This window comes from Caviibacter abscessus (genome assembly GCF_001517835.1).
GTDB lineage: Bacteria > Fusobacteriota > Fusobacteriia > Fusobacteriales > Leptotrichiaceae > Caviibacter > Caviibacter abscessus.
The window spans coordinates 45,408-67,630 of record NZ_LOQG01000011.1; the positions used below are offsets into that span (position 1 = coordinate 45,408).

Genomic DNA, 22,223 nt, shown 5'->3' on the forward strand with positions numbered 1-22,223 from the left:
AAGTTTTTTTTGTAATCTTATTTATTTTTCAAAAGTCCTAAACATATTGCTCCTACAAATGAACCTATTAATATACTTAATAAGTATAATAAGAAATTATTACTTAAAAACATTACTAATATTCCTCCATGTGGTGCAGGTATTGTTATTTTGAAAAACATTGTTAAAGCTCCAGCAATTGCTGCTCCTATTGTTGTTGCAGGTATAACTTTTCCTGGATTTGAAGCTGCAAATGGAATAGCTCCTTCTGTAATAAATGAAAGCCCCATTATATAGTTTGAAACTCCAGCTTCTCTTTCTTCTTTACTATATTTATTTCTAAATAAAAGCGTTGTTGCAAGTGCTATTGCTAAAGGTGGAACCATTCCTCCAGCCATAACAGCAGCCATTGCACTTGAACCTGTACCTGCTGCAAGTGTCCCTGTTCCAAATACATATGCAGCTTTATTTACCGGTCCTCCCATATCTAATGCCATCATGGCTCCTAATACTATTCCTAATATTATTCTACTTGAAGAAGATAAGTTTAATAAGAAGTTATTAAGTGATGCATTTATTTGACTAACTACAGGATTTAACAATATAATCATAAGAACTCCTGTAATTAATACAGATAATACAGGATATATCAATATTAGTTTCATTCCATTTAATGATTTAGGTAAATCTTTAAATATTTTTTCTAAAAGTTTTATTACATAAGCTGCAAGTATACCTCCAATTATAGCCCCTAAAAATCCTGAACCTCCTGAACTTGCAATAGAACCTGCTACAAGACCTGCTGCAAGAGCAGCTTTATCAGATATACTATAAGCAATAAATCCTGCCAATACAGGAACAAATAAACCAAATGCTGCCTTACCAATATTCATAAATATTTTAGCTAACTGACTCTTAGATCCAAATTCATAACCTACATTTGAATATCCTGATAAACTATCAAATAAGAAAGCTAAAGCTATAAGTATACCTCCGCTTATTACAAGAGGAAGCATATATGAAACACCATTTAAAAGATGCTTGTATATACCTTGTCCTTGTACTTCTTGTTTTTTATCATCTACTACACTACTTATAGTTCCTTTGCCATCTAAAATATCTAAAATTAATTGTTTTGCATGATTTATCGCATCCTTTGCTCCAACTTTTATGATTTTTTTACCATAAAATCTGCCTTCATCTACAGCCTTATTTACTGCAAGTATAACACCATAAGCTTTTTCTATTTCACTTTTGCTAAGCTCATTTTCTCTACCTGCTGTTCCATTTTTTTCAACTTTAATTGTAACACCTAATTCTTTTGCTGCTTTTTCTAATGCTTCTGCTGCCATATATGTATGAGCTATTCCTGTAGGGCATGCTGTAACCGCCACTATATATTTATCAGACATATTATCATTTTCTGTTTTTTCTTCTTTATTTTCTACAGATTCAATAAATTTAAGTAATTGTTCTTCATTATGTATTGATAATATTTTTTCTATATTTCCTTCTTCTAAAACTATTTGCGATAATGATTGTAGTGCATCTATATGTTCATTTGCTGAATTTTTAGGAGCCGCTATCAAAAAGAAAATTTTTCCTAATTTACCATCATCTGCTTGTACATCTATTCCTTTTCTTGAAATTCCCATAACAATTGCAAAACTATTTACATATTCACTTTTAGCATGTGGTGTGACTATTCCATCATCAAGTGCTGTTGAAGCTTGTTCTTCTCTTTTTAAGACATCTTCAACAAATAATGCATAATCATTTAAAATGCCCTCTTCTTGTAATACAAATGCCATTTCATTGATTGCTTCTTCTTTTGTATTGGCTTCAAGTGATGTTATTATTCTATTTTTAGATAAAATTTCACTTATTTTCATTTTTTACCTCCTGATATAATTCCATTATTTTTTCTTTACTTGCTAAATCATATGAATATGCACTTGCACTTCCACAAGCTACTGCAAATTCTAAACTTTCGCTTACAATAAATCCTGCTACAACCGAATCTCCTGATCCTATTGAGTTTATATATTCCCCTTTAGGAATATTTACATATTTGTATCCTTTTTTATTTATATGTAAAGCTCCTTTACTTCCCATTGATACTATTATGTTCTCCACTCCTTTATCTAGAAAATATTTACACGCCTTACTTATTTGTTCATAATTTTCAAACTTTTTATTAAAAGTTTTTTCAAGTTCAAGTATGTTAGGCTTTATTAAATAATTACCATATATATTCATATCAAGTATTTCTCCTCTTGTATCAAGAACGATTTTAACCCCTTTAGGAACATTTTTTGATATTTGATAATATATGTCTTTATCTAAATTTTCAGGTATACTTCCAGCTAAAACTAAAATATCTTCTTTAGTTAATTTTTTTATTTTTTCTATTAATTCATTAATATCATCTTTACTTATATAAGGAGAATTTCCATTAATTGAAGTTTCTTTACTCCCATCATTTATATTTGTATTAATTCTAGTGATTCCTTTTTTTAGTTTTATAAAATCAGTTTGTATTCCTTGTTTTTTTAAATTATCTTCTATGAAATCTCCTGTAAATCCAGAAATAAACCCAAGAGCAACAGATTTAACACCTAAATTATTTAATAAACGTGAAACATTTATTCCTTTTCCACCTGCTCTTATATTAGTTTCTACTGCTGTATTTATATCCCCAACATTTAATTTTTTATCTACATATATGTCATAATCAATAGCAGGGCTAATAGTTAATGTATATATCATTTTATTTCTCCATTTTCCGTTATAATCAGTACATCATCATAATTTCCAAATTTAATATTTGACACTTTATTTAATTTGCTACTGTCTGCTAAAACTATCGTTTTTTTAGATTGTGTTATCACTTTTTCTTTTATAAGTCCTTCTTGTATATCCGGTGTAGTAAGTCCATATGTTTCAGATATTCCATTTACTCCTAAAAATGCAACGTCAAATATATACCTATCAAGAAATGATAAACATTCGTTACCTACAATTGCCTTTGTACTCATTTTGATTTTCCCACAAATTATAACTGTATTTATATTATAACTAAGTAATTTTTCAATATGCATAAGTCCATTAGTTACTACACAAATGTCCTTATCCCTTAAATATTCTATTAATTCATATGTTGTTGAACCTGCATCAAGATATATTAAATCTCCATTTTTAATATATTTTTTCGCATTTTCGCATATTTTTTTCTTCTCTTTATTATGCTCACTAATTCTTTGATTAAAACTAATGTCATATTTTAATTTTTCAATGTTCTCAATTCCGCCTTTTATTTTATTAATAATTCCAAGCTTATTCATTTTATCAACATCACGCCTAATTGTTGATTCAGATAAATTTATTTTTTGAAATAATTCTGCATATGTTATATATTCTCTATTTTTAAGTAGAGATAATATAATATCATGTCTTTCTTTTTCAATCATAAATCTTTCACCTCTATACTAAAATACCACGATTTTAAATTAAGTCAAGATTTTTTTTGAAAAAAAATGAAAAAAAATGAAAAATTAAAATTTTGCATATCCTAAAAGCAATAATTTGATATAAGTAAGAATTTTCTGGCATTATTGTAAAAAAAATTCATTGTAAATATAATCACTTTTATATAGTTTTTTACCTGTAAAAATGGTATAATTTATAAAAATGGTTTTTGGAGGAATAATGTTATCTTTAATTTTAGCTGCCGGTAAAGGTACTAGAATGAAATCAAATATACCTAAAGTAATGCACAAAGTAAACGGAAAACCTATGTTAAAAAAAGTTACACAAGTTTGTGAACCCTTTGGTAAAATATTACTTGTACTAGGTGATAAAAAAGATTTAATACTGGAAAGTTTTTCAAATTTTGAATATGTATTTCAAGAAGAGCAATTAGGTACTGCTCATGCAGTAATGATTGCAAAAGAATATATAGAAAAAATAAATGAACCTGTATTAATTACATACGGAGATGGTCCTTTACTATCTTCAAAAACGATATCAAAAATGAAAGAAAAATTTGAACATGATAAACTTGATTGTTTAGTTTTATCTTGCATATTGGACAATCCCACAGGATATGGTAGAATTATAAAACAAGAAAATAAAGTAATTGATATAGTAGAAGAAAAAGAAGCAAATAATGAACAAAAAAAGATAAATGAAATAAATATAGGAGTATATATTTTTAATAATAACGCTCTTTTAAATATAATTGACAAAATTGACAATAACAATTTAAAAAATGAATATTATTTAACGGATGCGATAAAATTATTACATAATAATGGATATAAAGTAGATAGTATGCTACTTGATGATGTTAATGAAATGCTTGGAGTAAATTCAAAACAAGATTTAGCTATTGCATCAAATATTCTGCGTCATAGAAAATTAAATTCTTTAATGGAAGATGGGGTTATAATAATAGACCCAAACACTACTTATATTGAAGATGATGTTATAATAGGAAAAGATAGTGTCATTTATCCTAATACAATAATTACAGGTAATACAAATATAGGTGAAAATTGTATAATATATTCTTCAAGAATTGAGGAAAGTATTATAAAGGACAATGTAAAAATAGATAATAGCGTAGTTGAATACGCTACAATAGAAGATAAGGTAACTATTGGACCATTTGCACATCTTAGAAAAGGGGCAAACCTTAAAGAAAGTGTTCATGTTGGAAATTTTGTTGAAATAAAAAATTCAACACTAAATGATGGTGTAAAAGCTGGACATCTTACATATATAGGTGACAGTGAAATAGGAAAAAATACTAATATTGGTGCAGGAACTATAACTTGTAATTATGATGGAATAAACAAGCATAAAACAAATATAGGTGAAAATTCATTTATTGGAAGCAATACCATATTAGTTGCTCCTGTTAATGTAGGTAATAATGTACTTACAGCCGCAGGAAGTGTAATAACAAAAGATGTAGATGACAATAAACTTGCTTTTGGTAGAGCAAGACAAGTTACAATAGATAAAATTAAATAGGAAAGAGAGTGTAAAAAATGGTTAATCACGAAATTAGAATTTTTGCCGGATCTTCTAGTATGAAACTGGCGGAAAAAATTGCAAAAAAATTAAACATCAATCTTGGAGACAGAGATATTATTCATTTTGCGGATGGAGAAACTTTTGCAAGAGCTAATGTTACAGTTAGAGGTTGTAAAGTTTTCATAATCCAATCTACTTCTAAACCTGTTAATGAAAGTTTAATGGAATTATTAGTTTTTATTGATTCGCTAAAAAGAGCTTCTGCAAGCGAAATTGTTGCAGTTATACCATACTATGGATATGCAAGACAAGATAGAAAAGCAAATCCTAGAGAGCCAATTACAGCTAAATTAGTTGCTGACCTATTAACAACTGCCGGAGCAACAAGAGTTGTTACAATGGATTTACACGCTAGACAAATACAAGGATTTTTCAATATTCCTGTTGATCATATGGAAGCATTACCAATATTTGCAAAATATTTCTTACAAAATGGATTTACTTCAGAAGATACTGTTGTAGTTTCTCCTGATATAGGTGGAGTTAAAAGAGCTAGAGGACTTGCTAATTGGTTACATACACCACTTGCAATCATAGATAAAAGAAGACCAAAAGCAAACGTTTCTGAAGTTATGAATTTAATTGGAAATGTTGAAGGAAAAAAAGCAATTTTAATTGATGATATAATCGACACTGCCGGTACTATTTGTAATGCGGCTGAAGCATTAATTAAATTTGGTGCTAAAGAAGTTTACGCTTGTGCCACTCATCCTGTATTTTCAGAACCTGCTATTGAAAGATTAAAAAACTCTGCTTTCAATAAAGTTGTGGTTACCGATTGTATTGAACTTGAAGATGAACAACAATTTGATAAACTGGTTACAGTGTCAAGTAGTAGTATGTTTGCAGAAACAATAAATAGAATATTTAATGAAGAGCCTATAAGTGACCTTTTTGCATTACCACATGAAATAGATGAAATTAAGTAATAGTACCACCAATTTTGAAAAAGCATACCAAATATTAAAGGACGGTCACCCTATAATATTTCCTACAGATACAGTCTATGGATTAGGAGCTTTACCAAATGAAAAATCTATAAAAAAAATTTATGAACTAAAACAAAGAGATGCTGAAAAAAAGATTATAGCTTTAGTTTCAGGAATTGATATGATACACCAAATAGCTGATGATGTTGATGATGTTGTTGTAAAAAAATTTATGCCTGGACCTTTAACTATAGTATTTAAAGCAAAAAATAGTATGCGTGATATTGTTGGAGATACAATAGGAGTTCGGATTCCAAATAATGAATTAGCTTTAGAATTACTAAAATATGTTGGTGGCATATTAATGACCACTAGTGCCAATATTTCAGGTGAACCTCCGGCTACTAAACTTGAAAATATCTCTAAAAATTTATTATCAAATATTAAATACACTATAGTTGCAGATAGTCCACTATCAGGTGTACCCTCAACAATAGTATCGTATATAGACAAAAAATATACCCTTTTAAGAAAGGGTGAAATTCCATTTAACGAAATTATTAATTTAGGAGGTCCTATTCTTGAAAGGTAAAATGATAAATGCAAATAAAATAAACGATATGGAAATGTTTAATATTAAAAACCAAGCTAAAGTAGCTATGTTACTTCAAAAAATTGGTAAAGGAAAAAGAAAAGTTGAAATAAGTCTTTCAAAAAATTCACAAAAATATTTAGATCAAATGATAGATGAACTAAAAAAACAAATGAATCAATACAAAGCTCAAATGGGAAATATTTTTGAATTTCTTGACTACTTAAAAAAACAAGTCCATGTTGAAAAAGGTCAAAAAAGAGAAAAACAAAAAAAAGTTTTACTTTCTTATGAAGAACAAGATTATCTTGTTATGCAAGCAAAATCTACTATAAAAGAAATAGATAAAATTAAAGCTGAATTAAAATGGTATAATCTTATAAAAAAAGTACTTTATTCTTCTGTAAAAACTCAAAATGAGGTTTTACTTGATGAATTGCTTAATCGTAAATAAGGTATAAAATGATAAACAATATATTAAATAAAGACATTGCTAATAGCAATGTCTTTATCAATAAAAATACAATTAAAATTGTAAATGATATTATAGATAATGCAATTTTACAAAAAGCAAGTGATATTCACATTTTAGATTACTACGGAAAATGTATTGTTGAATATAGGGTAGATGGTATTTTAAAAAGATTAGAAGATAATTCATATATTTCAAGCGAAATTATAGCTAGAATTAAAATTATGGCTAAAATGAATGTTGCTGAAAAAAGACTTACTCAAGATGGAAGTATAAGTTACAATAACTTTGATCTAAGGGTTTGTGTAATACCTACCATAAGTGGTGAAAGTGCTGTAATTCGTATATTAAACAGTAGACTTGATGATATATCACTAAAAAGTTTAGGTTTTAATGAAAAAAATATTGATTTAATTTTAAATGGCATAAACAAACCATATGGCTTAGTATTAATTACTGGTCCTACCGGTAGTGGTAAATCTACAACACTATTATCACTTACTAAAATGTTAAATAATGGAAAAAGAAAAATAATATCAATAGAAGATCCTGTTGAAAATAAGGTACAAGGTATAATTCAAGTTCAAATTAATGAAAATATAGGTCTTGATTTTCCTACTGTTCTTAGAAGTTCATTAAGAGCAGATCCTGATATAATAATTGTTGGAGAAATAAGAGATGAAATAACTGCTGAAATAGCTATAAGAGCCTCACTTACAGGTCATTTAGTTCTTGCAACTTTACATACAAATGACAGTATTTCAACTTTTGTAAGACTTATTGATATGAAAATTCCTAAATATTTACTTCTTGATTCTATAAACCTTATAATCTCACAAAGATTATTAACTAAAAATGATAATAAAAATATAGTTAATCGGCTTGCAATAAATGAAGCTTTACTTATGACAAGTAAAGTAAAAGACATTTTTAATAAATATAATTTAAAATCAGAAATTTTAAGTGAATTAAAAAAAATAGAATTTAAAACGATGGAGGAAGACTTAAATGAAAAAGGCTATAATTTATGATTTTGATAAAACTATATATAATGGCGAAACTTCCATTGATTTTATGATATTCTTTTTAAAAAAGAAGCCAATTCTTATTTTCAAATTTTTATTCTTTTCTTTCCTTATTTTATTTAATTTAAATTCATTAACAAAAACTAAAAATCTTTTTTTTAAAGTTTTAAAAAATTATAATTTAAAAGAAGACATAAAAGAATTTTGGGAGAAAAATAAAAATAAATTTTTTTCATATTTTAAAGACGAAATAGAAAAAAATAAAAAAGAAGCTGATATACTAATATTAATTTCAGCATCACCTGACTTTTTATTACAAGACATATACAAAGATTTAGGATTTGATATATTAATTGCTACAAAATATGAAAAATATACTATGATATCTAAAAATTGTAAAAATCAAGAAAAATTAAATAGACTAAAACTTTTAGGCGATTTTGATGTAATTGCTTTCTATTCAGATAGTATTTCAGATAAACCTTTATACGATATAGCCAAAAGAAAATATACAATTAATAAAAAAGGAGAAGTTTTAGAAGGCTTACCTAATAAAACTAAATGGATAGATAAATGGATATAAAAATAAAATATAGTTATGACGGCTCTAAATTTTACGGACTACAAAGACAAAAAGATAAAATAACTGTACAAGGTGAAATAGAACGTATTCTTTTAACTGTTTTTAATGAAAAAATTAATTTAATTTCATCAGGGCGAACAGATACTAATGTTCATGCAATAGAACAAGTATCTAATTTTTCTATATCTAAAAATATACCCTTATCTGCAATAAAAACACAACTTAACAAATCGCTTTATGGAAAAATTAAAATAAACGAGATTGAGTATTGTAATAATTTCAATTCAAGATTTGATGCAAAGTCAAGAACATATGTATATTATTTAAAATATGAGGAAAATATAAGTCCATTTGAAGCTAATTATATTACATCAATAAAAACTAATATAGATATAGAAAAAGTAAATGAAAAATTGTCTCTTTTTATTGGGGAACATGATTTTTTAATGTTTTCAAAAAAGGATAAAGAAAGTAAAAACACTGTTAGAACAATATATGGTGCTTATATTAAACAAGTTAATGACAATTTTGTTATTAACATAAAAGGGAACAGTTTTTTAAGATCAATGGTAAGAATGATAACAGCTTCTTGTTTATATGAAACTAAACAAGAAATCATTGATAAACTAAATCTTAAATCAAATAAAAAGTTTAAGAAAATATTACAACCTAATGGTTTGTATTTAAAAGAGGTTTCTTATGATTAAATTATTAGATGCAAAAAAAGACCGTGATGTTCTTTATAGGATATATAAATATGAAAATGAAGTTTTTGGAGAATCTGGTGTTGGCAGATATAATATAAGCCCTTTTACTAAATATGGGAAAACTTTTGCAATTTATAACGATGTAGATATTATTAGTGTGGTAGAAATAATATTTTCAAAAAATCATGACATGGCATATATATATGGTGTATCAACAAATGAAAAGTATAGATTTAAAGGATATGCTACAAAACTTCTTAATTTTGCTATTAATAATTTAAAAAATGATAATATAAAATACGTTGAACTTACAGTTGAAACAAAAAATGAAATTGCTAATAAATTATATGCAAAAATGGGATTTAAAAATATTGAATGTCTTGAAAATGAATATTTTGATGATAATCCAAGATATTTACTTAGAAAGGAGCTTTAATGGAACACTATTTTTCAGAAAATCCTAATATTAAATCAAAAAGAAAAAATATTTTATTTACCTTTAATGACAAAAACTGCGAATTTATTACAGATAATGGTGTTTTTTCAAAAGATCACGTTGATGAGGGAACACAAATATTAATAAAAAATACACTTAAAAACATTGATATTGATAATTTAAATGTATTAGATCTAGGTTGTGGATATGGTGTAGTGGGTATAATACTTAAAACAATCAAAAAAAATATTAATATATCTTTTTCAGATATTAATAATCGGTCATTAGAATTAACTGTAGAAAATTTAAATTTAAATAATATAACTGATTATAAAATATATAAGTCTGATTTATTTGAAAATATAAAAGAAAATTTTGATATAATCATATCAAATCCTCCCATTAGAACAGGAAAAGAAAATATTTTTAAATTATATGAACAAAGTTTTGAGCATTTAAATGATAATGGTATATTTTTATGTGTTATTATGACTAAACATGGTGCAAAATCAACTCAAAAGAAATTAGAACAAATATACTCTCATGTTATTTGTCTCTCAATAGAAAATGGCTTTAGAGTTTATATGGCAAAAAAATAATAGAATATGTATTCGATTTATACATATTCTATTTTTATTTTAACTATTTATTATCTATTGCATCTACTCCTGGTAATACTTTTCCTTCTAAAAATTCAAGTGATGCTCCTCCACCTGTTGAAATATGAGAGAATTTTTCACTGTATCCTAATTCTATTGCTGCTGCTGCTGAATCTCCTCCACCAATTACAGTAATAGCATCTTTTAAGTTAGCTATTGCTTCACATACACCAATAGTACCTTTAGCATAGTTACTCATTTCAAATACTCCCATTGGTCCATTCCATACAACAGTTTTAGCTCCTTCTAATTCTTTAGAAAATAGTTCTATTGTTTTTTCAGCTATATCAAGACCCATGTATCCTTCTTCAATATTTTCAACTGATACTGATTTATGTTCTGCATCGTTATTAAATTCTTTTGCAACAACAGTATCAACAGGTAATACTAATTTAACACCTTTAGATTCTGCTTTTTCCATTAATTCTTTTGCAAGTTCAATTTTATCTTCTTCAAGAAGTGAATTTCCAACAGATAATCCTTTAGCTTTTAGGAATGTAAACATCATTCCTCCACCTATTAAAATTTTATCTGCTTTTTCAATTAAGTTTTCTATAACTGCAATTTTATCTGAAACTTTAGCTCCACCTAATATTGCAACATATGGTTTTTTAGGATTTTCTACTGCTCCTCCTAAAAATTCTATTTCTTTTTCCATTAAGAATCCTACAGCTGTATTTCCTTTTAAGTTTTGAGAAATTCCTACATTTGATGCGTGTGCTCTATGAGCTGTACCAAATGCATCATTTACAAATACTTCTCCAAGACTAGCCCAGTATTTACCTAACTCAGGATCATTTTTAGATTCTTTTTTACCTTCTACATCTTCATATCTTGTATTTTCAAACATAAGGATTTCACCATTAGAAAGTTCATTTACAGCTTTTTCTAATTCTTCTCCTCTTGTAGCAGGTACAAATTTAACTGACTTACCAAGTAATTCTTCTAATCTTTTTGCAACTGGTGCTAATGTTTTGCTTGCTTTGTCTTCTTCAACTTTAACTCTTCCTAAATGAGAAAATGCAATAACTTTTGCACCTTTTTCAAGTAAATATTTAAGAGTTGGAAGTGCAGCTTTTATTCTGTTATCATCTTTTATTACGCCTTCTTTAATAGGTACATTAAAATCAACTCTTACTAAAACTTTTTTCCCAGATACTTCTATATCTTTGATAGTTTTCTTATTCATTGTTCCTCCTGAAAATAAGGCTTCCGGCAAATATTTGCAAGGAAGCCTCTAAATTATTTTTGATTATTTTGATAATTCTACAAAATATTTTAATGTTCTTATTAATTGAGCTGTGTATGACATTTCATTGTCGTACCAAGCAACAGTTTTAACTACTTGTTTATCTCCTGCTTCAATAACTTTTGTTTGAGTTGCATCAAATAATGATCCATAGTGTATTCCAACTATATCTGAAGATACTAATGGTTCTTCAGTATATCCAAATGATTCATTAGAAGCTGCTTTCATTGCTGAGTTAATTTCTTCAACAGTAACTTTTTTCTTTAATACTGTTACTAATTCTGTTAATGAACCAGTAGGTACAGGAACTCTTTGAGCTGCTCCATCTAATTTACCTTTTAATGTAGGTATAACTAAACCAATTGCTTTAGCTGCTCCTGTTGTGTTAGGAACGATATTTACAGCTGCTGCTCTAGCTCTTCTGAAATCTCCCTTTCTATGTGGTGCATCTAAAGTGTTTTGATCTCCAGTATAAGCGTGGATTGTTGTCATTGAACCTACTTCAATACCAAATGAATCTTCTAATACTTTAGCCATTGGTGCTAAACAGTTAGTTGTACAAGAAGCTCCTGATAAAATAGTTTCTGAACCATCTAATATTTCATGGTTTACATTGAATACAACTGTTTTTAAATCTCCTGTTGCAGGTGCTGAAATAACAACTTTTTTAGCTCCAGCTTTAATGTGTGATTCTGCTTTTTCTTTCTTAGTGAAGAATCCTGTACATTCTAATACTACATCTACACCTAATTCTCCCCAAGGTAATTCTTCTGGGTTTGCATTGCTAAATGATTTTATTTCTTTACCATTTACAACAAATGCTCCTTCTTTAACAGAAATTTCTCCGTCAAATCTTCCTTGAGCTGAGTCATATTTGAATAAATGTGCTAACATTGCTGGATCTGTTAAATCATTAACAGCAACAACATCAAATTCAGGATCATTTATCATTAATCTTAATGCAAGACGTCCTATTCTTCCAAATCCATTAATTGCCACTTTTACTGACATTATTATACCTCCTAATATTTTTACTTGTGTTTTTATTAACAATCTTATTATACCACTTTTATTTTGGTTTTTAAATACCTTTTTTTATTTTTTATCGTTTGTAAACGCTATCATATCTTCGTATGCTTCTATTTCTATATTAACTGTTTCCAATTTTCTTGGATGCATAAATGATAGTTTATATGCATGTAACATTTGTCTTAGTGCTTTTATACCATTTTGATTATACAAAGTGTCTCCAATTATAGGGTACCCTATATGCTTTAAATGTACCCGTATTTGATGTGTTCTTCCTGTAAAAAGTTCACATTCAACAAGACTTACATTTTTATCAGAAAAGTATTTTACAGGTTTTACAACTGTTTTAGCCTCCTGACCCCTATCATCTATAATACGTTCAAGATTATCTCCATCTTTATATATTTTAGCTTCTATAATATATTCTTTATTACATTCATTTTCTACTAATGCCAAATATTTTTTCTTAACTTGTCCTTTATTTTGTAAAAAAGCCTGTGCATAACTATTTTTAGCTATAATTATTAAACCAGTTGTATTCATATCAAGTCTGTTATAAAATCTGGGAACTGTTTTCAAATAATATACAATTGCATTTGCAAGTGTCATATCAACTTTTTTTAAAGTAGGATGAGTTACTAAATTATATGGTTTATTAACGATTAATAAATCTTCATCTTCATATACTATATCAAGTTTCATATATATCGGTTCAATATTAGTTGATTTTTCTTTTTCAAGAACTTTTAGTACTCCACTACTTGGTAATTTTTTTGTTGTTTTTACTCTTTTACCATTTAAATATATTTCAAGCATTCTAAGACTTCTACCTGAGTATGACTGATGTTCTCTTAAATACTGTGATATTTTCATTCTACTTGTTGTTTTATCAAGTTTATATATCTTCATAATTACCTACAATAATCTTGGAACAAGTAAAACTCCAAGTACAGGTCCCGCATGAGTACCTACAGTTGGTCCAATTTCCTTATTTGACCAAAATACATTAACTTTTCTATTAGATTTAGCATATTTTAAAACTTTATTTGCTTGTTCTTCTTGTCTAGATGTACCTCCAAATGCTGTTATTAAATATATACTTTGTTGTTTTGTTTTTTCTGCTATAACTTTTTCAAAGTAATTTAATACTCCTGTGTCTCCACCAAATACTTTTTTTTCTGATATCAATGCCCCATTTACCATAGTAATTACAGGTTTCATATTTAAAAAGTCTCCGATAGTTTGAGCAGTTTTACTAATTCTTCCACCTTGTTGTAAATATTTTAAAGTTTCAACAGATATTAAAAGCTTACTTTTTTCGCATATATTTGTAAGAACTCTTTTTATATTTTCTATGCTCTCACCCTTAGTGGCACGATTTGCGGCTTCAATAACCATATATCCAAGTAATACTGATACAGCTTTAGAATCATATACTTCGATATCTTCTTCTCTTTTTGTCATTCCTTTTGCAAGTTTAGCAACTTGTACCGTTCCTGATAGTTTACTTGAAATTCCTATAAATAATATCTTTTCATAACCTTTTCTAAATAACTCTTCATATAAATTAAGCATTTCTTTAGGAGATGGTTGAGCTGTTTTAAATGTTGCATTCTCATTTACCAACATGTTCCAAAATTGTTGTTTACTAAGATTAATCCCTGCTTTATAATGGACACCGTTTGATTCCATTCTAACTGGCAATACACTTATATGCTTATTTTCAATATCTTTTTCATCAAGATCTGATGAAGAGTCAGTTATAATTGCTATTTTTTGCATATTAGGGTCTTTATTTTCTATGAATAAATAAAAATCATAATCTTCTTGATTACCATCAATAACTTTTGTTTTTGATTTAAAGTTATATTTCAAGTCTAAAATTCTGTCAACTATATGTTGATGCTTATTAATTCCTGAAACTAAAGTAAGTGACAATGTATTTGTACTTATTAATTCAGATATAATTTTATCAAATATTTGATTTATATCTTTTGAGACATATTTAATTTTAGCATTAACAAGAGCCATATAATCTCCTATTTCAATACTTATATTATCTATAACTGCCTCTCTTACTGCTTTTGTTATTTCAATTGAATAATTAAATTCATTTAATAATTTTCTTCTGTTTATGCTGTCATTTGGATATTGTAAATAAAACATTCCATCAAGCATTGTTTTTGTAGGTAATACTACTATTGTTTTATCAGATTTTTCCGCTGCAAGATTTGCAGTTGATATAACATTTTTATTATTAGGTAACACATAAATGGTTTTTCCATCTTCAATTTTATCTGTTACAGATAAAATATCATTTACACTTGGATTTTTACCTTGTCCTCCTAAAATAACAAAATCTGCACCCATTCTAATAAATTCATCTTTTAATTCTAATGTATCTGAAAGTACTACATACACTACATTCTTATCATTTTCTCTATTTTTGTTTTCAAATATTTTTGCCCTATCTTTTTCGTTTTCAAGCACACCTTCATTTTGAAGTTTCATATTTTCTATTTTTATTTTTTCTAAATCACCTCTACTACCTGCTTTTTCAATAACAAGTCCAGGATTATTAGTATGTATATGCGTTTTAAATCTTTTACTTGTTTGTGCAAAAACCGCAGAATCTCCCATTTCAAGAAGTTCTTTTTTAAACTCTTCTATATCAAAAGAAGAATTTAGGATTATAAACTCAGTACAATACTTATACTTTATATCTCCTAAATTATGATCTATATTAAGAACAGTTTTATCAAATTCATTTTCTATAAGTTTTGTTTGTGTAAGAAGTTCTATTTCTGTTAAAATTTTTCCCATTCCAACAAAAAAATAGTATAACCCTTTACCACCAGAATCCACAACTCCTGCTTCTTTTAATTTTGGAAGTAAACTTGGAGTAAGTTCAACAGCTTCATCTGCAACTTCTATTATTTTTTCTATAAAATCATTGAAAAGCTCAATATTTTCTTGTTCACAAATTTGAGTTGCTCTTTCTGCTATCATTCTTATAACAGTAAGCATTGTTCCTTCAACAGGTGTATCTACTGCCTTATACGCTAACTCTTTTGCACTGTTTAAAGCTTTTGCCACATCTTTTGGATATAGCTTTTTCTTATCGTCATCTATTCCATTTAAAAATCCTGTTATTATTTGTGATAATATTGTTCCTGAATTTCCACGTGCTCCAAGTAAAACAGCATCTTCTACTATTTCTTTTATATCACTCATACTTGATTTATCAGTTGTTTTTTCTTCTATTTCAGTTATCATAGTTTTTGATGTAAGAGACATGTTAGTTCCAGTGTCTCCATCAGGAACCGGATACACATTCAATTCATTCAAATAATTTTCATGCTTTTGTATCCATTTTCCACCACCGATTAAGACTCTACGTAGCCTTTTCGCATCTATGTACTTTATTCCCATTTTTCCTCCTATATTTGAAAATGGTTAATTTGTTAATTTATATGATTATACCATATTTATTAAATAATACAAAATCACTAAAAATACTTGTCTATCGTATTTTTAAAATTCTCTGTTATATTCCAATCCAACCCTTAATACATCTTGAGTTGAATACCCTGCTTTAATATTTATACTTGACTTGTCATCTATTATATATCCGATTTTTCCAATTGCACTTACACCAAAATTATATTCTTTTTGCTTTTGTGTAAGAGTAACTGTGTTATATCCATAAACTTTTGCACCAATACTTAATTTTTTATACACATACCCTAACTCTAACCCAAGAGATATTCTGTGATTATATATAAATTTATTGGCTGATGCTATGCCTTCTTCATCTACTAATTTTAATTTATATGTTCCTAATTCTAAATTTACATTTATATCAGGACTTATACTAAAACCATATCCTGACCAACCATTAAATTTAAAATTATTATCTACTCTTAAAGCTACATAGTCTGTTTTTACTTTAATGTCTTCTAAATTACTGTTTGTTAATGAATAAACAACACCTAATCCACTTATATTCTTACCTATTTTTGCATATAAGTTATAATAAGTTTCGAATAATAAATTTACGTCTTTTGTAGTAAAAGCAATATTTCCACGTAAACCAAAATTTTTATAGACTAAACTTCCTGCGTTTATATTATGAAAAAATTTATTTCCTTGCTTTATAAGGGTATAGCCTATATTTATTTTATCAGTTAATTCATTATGATGAGTAAATTTTATTGCACTTAAGGCACCATCTTTTATTAAATCTGTTTCTATTTTATTAAAAATTGAATAAGAAATGCCATTTATTCCATCTTCAATTTGCTTTTTATCATATCGCTTTCCTCCCAATATCGTTGAAAGATTTTCATATGATTGTTTTAATTCCCCATATTTATTATTTTTAAACTTGTCCAATAAATACATTGCCTTACTTATGTCTATATTCATTAATTTTTTCTCTAAAGTTGGATCATAGTCTTCATTTACAGATTTTTCCATTTGAGTACCATCTGTAAAAAATCCTAATATATACTTATTAATATCAAATAAATTAGTAGCTGCGTCTAATTTTTGCTCAATTTCTTTTATTTTTTCTTCGGTTAATTGTGATGATCTACTATACTTAATTCTTTTTAAATTATGTTTAGCTACTTCTCTTGATTTTTCTAAAGACCAACCATTTGCTTCTTGTATTGCAGTTTTAGTCCATATAAAGTTTGAACGTACCAATGTTTTTAAATCAGCAGAAGTATAAGTTCTAGAATCTCTATCTAATGCATAGATAAACATACCACCTAAATCATTTTTATTTACATAATCTGCTAATTTGTAAAAATTAGATCGTTTATAATCATTTATATGAAAATCCGTAAATTGATTGTTTTTTCCTGCATTTTCTTCAGGAAATGTAAGTCCTGGCATAAAATTTTCCTTTGAAAATATATCTTTAAAATTTTCTAATGCTTTCTTAGTTATATGCCTTTCACCTTCAGTATATTGAGATTTTGTTTTACCATATTGTTGATAAGCTATTTTATCAAAATACCCATTTAAATCTTTAACTGCTTCTTTTCCTAAATTATTCGTATCATAAATTAATAAAGTTCCATTTTTAGCTTTAGGGCCTAAATATTCTGATAAAGCTTTTATCATTTTATTACCTATCTCAACCTTTTTTTTGGTGAGTTGGTCAGGATTAGAAGGATTAGTTGGATTTTCCTTATATGTCATTTCCATATCAATATCTAAGCCATCTAAACCATATTTTTTTACATGTTCCTCAACTATTTTTTTTGCATATTCTTTTATTTCTTCATCAGTTGGATCTACATCTTTATTTTTTCTTGGTACATCTATTATCTTTTTGTAATTTATTCCAAATACAACTTTAACTCCATTTTTATGAAGATGAGGTACATATTCTTTTTTCAACGTTTCCAGATATTCTTCATATTTCTTATTTGCATCAGCTGATAAATCAGGGTTATAACCAAAAACATTTACAATATTAACACCACTTGGTATATCTTTCATACTCATCCAGTTTTCACCGGTTAAGTTTGTGTTATCTTGTTTAACCTTTTTATCTCTCCATATTCTATAATATGCTAAAAAATTTCTTTCCTTTATATCTTGTGCATATATTTTAAAATTTATAATATAAATTAAAATTAACATATATTTTAAATATTTTTTCAACTTTTTAACCTCTACTTTTTTATATTATCACATTAGTATAATATATTTTTAATTTTGTTTCAATTCTTATTTTTAATACTATTTTCCTAGGTTTTCATATATAAATTACAACTAAAATTTTAAAAATTAAGATAAATTTAAAAGTCCCAAAAACATGAAGTTTCCGAGACTTTAATTTTATTTTTCATAAATAATTGTTTCCATTAATTTTCTTAATTTTTTTATTTGATTTTCATAATCACTTTCTGTTTCTGCTATTATTTCTGATAAACTAATTACATCTGATGTACTATGACTATTTACTACTTCTTGATTTTCTTTTATAAATATCCATGTGTTTTTAGTCCAATCAAAATCATCTCTATTTAAACCTTTTATAATTTTTTTATTTCCTTTTAGTCCTTGCGTATAGCAAGCTGCTATTCTTTTTGGAAAAATTAATTCATTTTTATTTTCTTTATTTCCCTTATCGTTTCCATTTTTAATAAATGATTCCCAAAAATTTCCAATTAAATTTATGGCAAAAGCATAATTTACTAAAAATGGCAAACTTGCTCCGCCAAATCTTTTAGCAACTTCACATAAATAATATTTTTGAGTTTCAAAATCATAAAACCATTCAAAATGAAATGCATTAACAGAATTATCATTAATAAATCTTTCTAAAACTTTTTTAGATGCTATTAATACCCCTTTTATTACATCTGAGTTTTTATTATAATTTGGATTTGTTCTAACAATATATTCTTTAGAATTTCCATTTAAAACTGTTAATAAAGGTTTTTCGTATTCATGAGATGAAAATAAAATAGTGTCATTACCTATACTATAACCATCTCCTGTTAGCATATATGTAATATCCAAGTATTCCTCTATCAAGAATTTCATATTGTATTTATAAAATTCTTCTTTTACTTTATTATCATCTCTATTTATTATAAACATTTTTTCACTTGACATACCAACTACTGGTTTGATAATAGCTTTATCCTTTTTTGTATTTTCCCAGAAAATATCTATGTCTTCAACTTTTTTTAATAATCTAAAATATGGTTGATTTACAACACCTGCTAAAAAAGATCTCATATAGTATTTATTTGTAAATAATAAACTTTTCACTAATTCTGATTCTTTATTATTAAAATATTCTGATATTAATGCTGCCCATTCTATAATATCCTCATTTAAAGTATAAACTTTTTCAATTACATTTTCTTTTGAAATTTTAGTTATTTCATTTAAAATTTTTTCAAATGTAAAATCTTCTAAAAATATAACTTTGGGTAGTTTTTTACCATAATTGTCATATTTATTTTTTTGATATATCGGAGCTATGACAATTATATTTTCATTATTTACATGTTCTAGACCTATTGAATATGGAGAAAATTGATGAAGTAAAATTATCATTTATTTTTCCTTTCTATTATTTCACATATGCATTTCTTAAAATCATTTACATCAATATTTTCTTTCAAAAAAGCAAAATCTGTAAAATAATTTATATTATTTTTTGTATATTTAAAATACTTTTTTTATAATTACCTTTTTTTAATAAGATAATATTTTGGTTAAATCCATATGTTTCTTTTAAAGTTTTAAAATCGTATTTATCAATATATTTAAATAAATTGTTTTCTATGTTATCAATTTCATTAAAAATATAACTTTTATAATTTTCAGGTAACAAGTTTAAAAATAGATTTATATCTTTTCCACTTATATAAGAATATATAAGTAATTGCTTTAAAATAATCTTTAATGTATGTCCTTTATAACTTGACGATATTTTTATATTATATTTTTTTAAAAAATTAATAGTATCCATAAATGATATATATCTATATAAATCTAAATCGTTTAAATTTTCATATTTTATTTCATCATTATAAATTGTTTCATAAAATCTAATTTTCTTAGGTTTTATATTACTACTAATGTAGTCAAACATTTCTAAATAATAGTTGTTTATTGAAATTTCATTATAATTATTTTCATCAATATTAAAATGTGCAAAATCTAATAACAAAATATATTTCCCATTTTTGCAATAGTATAATTTACTGTATGTTCCTACAACTACATCATTAAACTTAAAATTTATAATTTCATTAATGTTTTTAACTTCATATTCCTCTAAAATTTTTATAAATACATTATCAGAAGATATAAAAATAAAATCATTTTTATTTAACTCTAATTTTTTTAGTAAAAAATCAAAAAAATTAAAATACATTTCTTTTAAATTTTCATATTCTAAATTTTTAAATAAATAACTATCTATATTATTATAAATTTCCCAATAAGGATTTATTGGTTCAATATTTATTACTTTTGACCAAATTGTTGATTGATTATAATAATATTTGCCATCTTTTAAATTTTTAAAATCATGAGCCATAATAGCAGAACCTATAAACCATTTTCCTTTTTCTATACCTTCAAATTCTATTGTATGTATATTATTATTTTTATTAAATTCTTCAAACTTTATTATAGTTCACCCCTTTACATATACCATTATTATTATACATCTTTACTTTATCAAAGGAATAATAAAGTTTAACAAAAAAAAATTCCTCTTTGATATACAATTATATATACTATAAAAGGAATTTTATATATTGGTATTTTTAATTTTTCATTCTAGTTCTAATATATTATCAAATCTATTTATATATTATTTCTATCTAACAATTCTTCTGGATTCTTATAAATTTCATATGTATTATAAATTTTTCTGCTCAATTTAAATATTTTCATTTTAAAAAAAATGGAAGCCATTTCTGACTTCCATATGTTCTTGCAAATTTTATCTCTTTGAGAATTGAGGGCTTCTTCTTGCTTTTTTCTTACCATATTTCTTTCTTTCAACCATTCTTGAATCTCTTGTTAAGAATCCAGCTTCTTTTAAAGCTTCTCTATATTCTCCATCTGTTTCTAGTAATGCTCTTGAAACACCATGTCTTATAGCTCCAGCTTGACCTGAGTTTCCCCCACCGTATACATTAACTACAACTTTATATTTTCCTAAAGTTTCAGTTAATTCTAATGGTTGTTCTACTATTTTAGCTAAGATTTCTCTTCCTTCAAAGTATTCTCTCATGTCTTTTCCATTTATTACTACACCAGTTTCTCCAGCAATTAATCTAACTCTAGCTACAGAAGTTTTTCTTCTACCTGTTCCTAAATATTGTACTTTACTCATTTATTCTTTCCTCCTACTATTTACCCAACTTTTCTGGTTTTTGTGCTGCATTATTATGTTCAGCTGTAACATATAATTTAAGTCTGTTTATTTGTTGTCTTCCTAATTTATTTTTAGGTAACATTCTTTCAACAGCCTTTCTTATTACGTCAGTAGGTTTCTTGTCTAACATTTCTTGTAAAGTTCTAACTTTTAGTCCCCCTGGATATCCGCTGTGTCTGTAATATTTTTTATCAGTTAATTTTTTACCTGTAACAACAATCTTATCAGCATTTGTAACTATTACATAATCTCCACTGTCTACATGTGGTGTGTATGTAGGCTTATCTTTACCCATAAGTTTTACTGCTATTTCAGTAGCTAATTTTCCTAACACTTTACCTTCAGCGTCAACTTCATACCATTTTCTTTCAACTAATTCTTTTTTTTGCATTACTGTGTACTTATTCACTTTTTTCCTCCTAATAATTTAAACGTGAATAACGGTTCCTTTGTGGGAAAGGAATTTTTATAGATAGAGTATATAATATTTTATAATTATTGTCAAATTAAAACATAAAAAAAGTGCACAGAAAG

21 protein-coding genes are annotated in these 22,223 nt (G+C 26.3%); 9 read left to right on the forward strand and 12 right to left on the reverse strand.

Features of this window, described 5'->3' with window-relative positions; all coding sequences use genetic code 11:
- Nucleotides 1–17: 17 nt before the first annotated feature.
- Genes AWT63_RS02265 through AWT63_RS02275 form a run of 3 tightly spaced genes read right to left on the reverse strand, consistent with a single transcriptional unit; the run spans nt 18 to nt 3,449 of the window.
- On the reverse strand, nt 18–1,871 hold the full coding sequence (locus AWT63_RS02265; protein ID WP_068268102.1) for a PTS fructose transporter subunit IIABC: 1,854 nt from the start codon (nt 1,869–1,871) through the stop codon (nt 18–20).
- Nucleotides 1,858–2,748 (reverse strand): 1-phosphofructokinase family hexose kinase, encoded by an 891-nt coding sequence (locus tag AWT63_RS02270; RefSeq protein ID WP_068268104.1) that lies wholly within the window; start codon nt 2,746–2,748, stop codon nt 1,858–1,860. The genes AWT63_RS02265 and AWT63_RS02270 overlap by 14 nt, the downstream gene beginning before the upstream one ends.
- Nucleotides 2,745–3,449 carry a DeoR/GlpR family DNA-binding transcription regulator gene (locus tag AWT63_RS02275; protein WP_068268106.1) on the reverse strand — a complete coding sequence of 235 codons (705 nt, stop codon included), beginning with the start codon at nt 3,447–3,449 and terminating at the stop codon, nt 2,745–2,747. The genes AWT63_RS02270 and AWT63_RS02275 overlap by 4 nt, the downstream gene beginning before the upstream one ends.
- 238 nt (nt 3,450–3,687) lie before the next feature.
- On the opposite strand from AWT63_RS02275, the gene glmU reads away from it, so the two are divergent.
- From glmU to AWT63_RS02320, 9 genes are read left to right on the forward strand one after another with little or no spacing between them, the layout of a single operon-like run.
- A complete protein-coding gene (gene glmU, locus AWT63_RS02280; protein ID WP_068268110.1) occupies nt 3,688–5,016 on the forward strand; it encodes a bifunctional UDP-N-acetylglucosamine diphosphorylase/glucosamine-1-phosphate N-acetyltransferase GlmU in 1,329 nt (442 codons plus the stop codon).
- A gap of 17 nt (nt 5,017–5,033) precedes the next feature.
- Nucleotides 5,034–6,008, forward strand: coding sequence for a ribose-phosphate diphosphokinase (locus tag AWT63_RS02285; RefSeq protein ID WP_068268112.1), 975 nt, complete (start codon nt 5,034–5,036; stop codon nt 6,006–6,008).
- Nucleotides 5,995–6,600 (forward strand): L-threonylcarbamoyladenylate synthase, encoded by a 606-nt coding sequence (locus AWT63_RS02290; protein ID WP_068268114.1) that lies wholly within the window; start codon nt 5,995–5,997, stop codon nt 6,598–6,600. The genes AWT63_RS02285 and AWT63_RS02290 overlap by 14 nt, the downstream gene beginning before the upstream one ends.
- The gene (locus AWT63_RS02295; RefSeq protein ID WP_068268116.1) at nt 6,590–7,054 is read left to right on the forward strand and encodes a viral A-type inclusion protein; all 465 of its coding nucleotides are present in this window, start codon (nt 6,590–6,592) and stop codon (nt 7,052–7,054) included. The genes AWT63_RS02290 and AWT63_RS02295 overlap by 11 nt, the downstream gene beginning before the upstream one ends.
- A gap of 8 nt (nt 7,055–7,062) precedes the next feature.
- Nucleotides 7,063–8,103, forward strand: coding sequence for a GspE/PulE family protein (locus tag AWT63_RS02300; RefSeq protein WP_068268119.1), 1,041 nt, complete (start codon nt 7,063–7,065; stop codon nt 8,101–8,103).
- Complete coding sequence (locus AWT63_RS02305; RefSeq protein WP_068268121.1) at nt 8,081–8,680, forward strand: HAD family hydrolase; 600 nt, start codon at nt 8,081–8,083, stop codon at nt 8,678–8,680. The genes AWT63_RS02300 and AWT63_RS02305 overlap by 23 nt, the downstream gene beginning before the upstream one ends.
- A complete protein-coding gene (gene truA, locus AWT63_RS02310) occupies nt 8,671–9,387 on the forward strand; it encodes a tRNA pseudouridine(38-40) synthase TruA (RefSeq protein WP_068268123.1) in 717 nt (238 codons plus the stop codon). Before AWT63_RS02305 ends, truA begins: the two co-directional genes overlap by 10 nt.
- Nucleotides 9,380–9,823 (forward strand): GNAT family N-acetyltransferase, encoded by a 444-nt coding sequence (locus AWT63_RS02315; protein WP_068268125.1) that lies wholly within the window; start codon nt 9,380–9,382, stop codon nt 9,821–9,823. The genes truA and AWT63_RS02315 overlap by 8 nt, the downstream gene beginning before the upstream one ends.
- Complete coding sequence (locus AWT63_RS02320; protein ID WP_068268127.1) at nt 9,823–10,422, forward strand: class I SAM-dependent methyltransferase; 600 nt, start codon at nt 9,823–9,825, stop codon at nt 10,420–10,422. The genes AWT63_RS02315 and AWT63_RS02320 overlap by 1 nt, the downstream gene beginning before the upstream one ends.
- Before the next feature lie 43 nt (nt 10,423–10,465).
- Here the strand turns inward: AWT63_RS02320 and AWT63_RS02325 are convergent, their stop codons facing one another.
- The 9 genes from AWT63_RS02325 to rplM form a co-directional block, all read right to left on the reverse strand.
- Nucleotides 10,466–11,671: a phosphoglycerate kinase gene (locus AWT63_RS02325; protein ID WP_068268129.1), complete on the reverse strand. Its 1,206-nt coding sequence runs from the start codon at nt 11,669–11,671 to the stop codon at nt 10,466–10,468.
- A 63-nt stretch (nt 11,672–11,734) separates the two neighbouring features.
- A complete protein-coding gene (gap, locus tag AWT63_RS02330; RefSeq protein WP_068268131.1) occupies nt 11,735–12,742 on the reverse strand; it encodes a type I glyceraldehyde-3-phosphate dehydrogenase in 1,008 nt (335 codons plus the stop codon).
- Between the two features lie 84 nt (nt 12,743–12,826).
- The gene (locus AWT63_RS02335; RefSeq protein WP_068268132.1) at nt 12,827–13,669 is read right to left on the reverse strand and encodes an RluA family pseudouridine synthase; all 843 of its coding nucleotides are present in this window, start codon (nt 13,667–13,669) and stop codon (nt 12,827–12,829) included.
- A gap of 6 nt (nt 13,670–13,675) precedes the next feature.
- The gene (locus AWT63_RS02340; RefSeq protein ID WP_068268133.1) at nt 13,676–16,192 is read right to left on the reverse strand and encodes a DegV family protein; all 2,517 of its coding nucleotides are present in this window, start codon (nt 16,190–16,192) and stop codon (nt 13,676–13,678) included.
- A gap of 102 nt (nt 16,193–16,294) precedes the next feature.
- The gene (locus tag AWT63_RS02345; protein ID WP_197407849.1) at nt 16,295–18,418 is read right to left on the reverse strand and encodes an EndoS/ChiA family endoglycosidase; all 2,124 of its coding nucleotides are present in this window, start codon (nt 18,416–18,418) and stop codon (nt 16,295–16,297) included.
- A gap of 198 nt (nt 18,419–18,616) precedes the next feature.
- Nucleotides 18,617–19,849 (reverse strand): ATP-grasp domain-containing protein, encoded by a 1,233-nt coding sequence (locus AWT63_RS02350; RefSeq protein WP_068268136.1) that lies wholly within the window; start codon nt 19,847–19,849, stop codon nt 18,617–18,619.
- A 91-nt stretch (nt 19,850–19,940) separates the two neighbouring features.
- On the reverse strand, nt 19,941–20,840 hold the full coding sequence (locus AWT63_RS02355) for a hypothetical protein (RefSeq protein WP_068268138.1): 900 nt from the start codon (nt 20,838–20,840) through the stop codon (nt 19,941–19,943).
- Between the two features lie 411 nt (nt 20,841–21,251).
- Nucleotides 21,252–21,647 carry a 30S ribosomal protein S9 gene (gene rpsI / locus AWT63_RS02360; RefSeq protein WP_068268141.1) on the reverse strand — a complete coding sequence of 132 codons (396 nt, stop codon included), beginning with the start codon at nt 21,645–21,647 and terminating at the stop codon, nt 21,252–21,254.
- 16 nt (nt 21,648–21,663) lie between these two features.
- The gene (gene rplM, locus AWT63_RS02365; RefSeq protein WP_068268143.1) at nt 21,664–22,098 is read right to left on the reverse strand and encodes a 50S ribosomal protein L13; all 435 of its coding nucleotides are present in this window, start codon (nt 22,096–22,098) and stop codon (nt 21,664–21,666) included.
- Between the last annotated feature and the right edge of the window lie 125 nt (nt 22,099–22,223).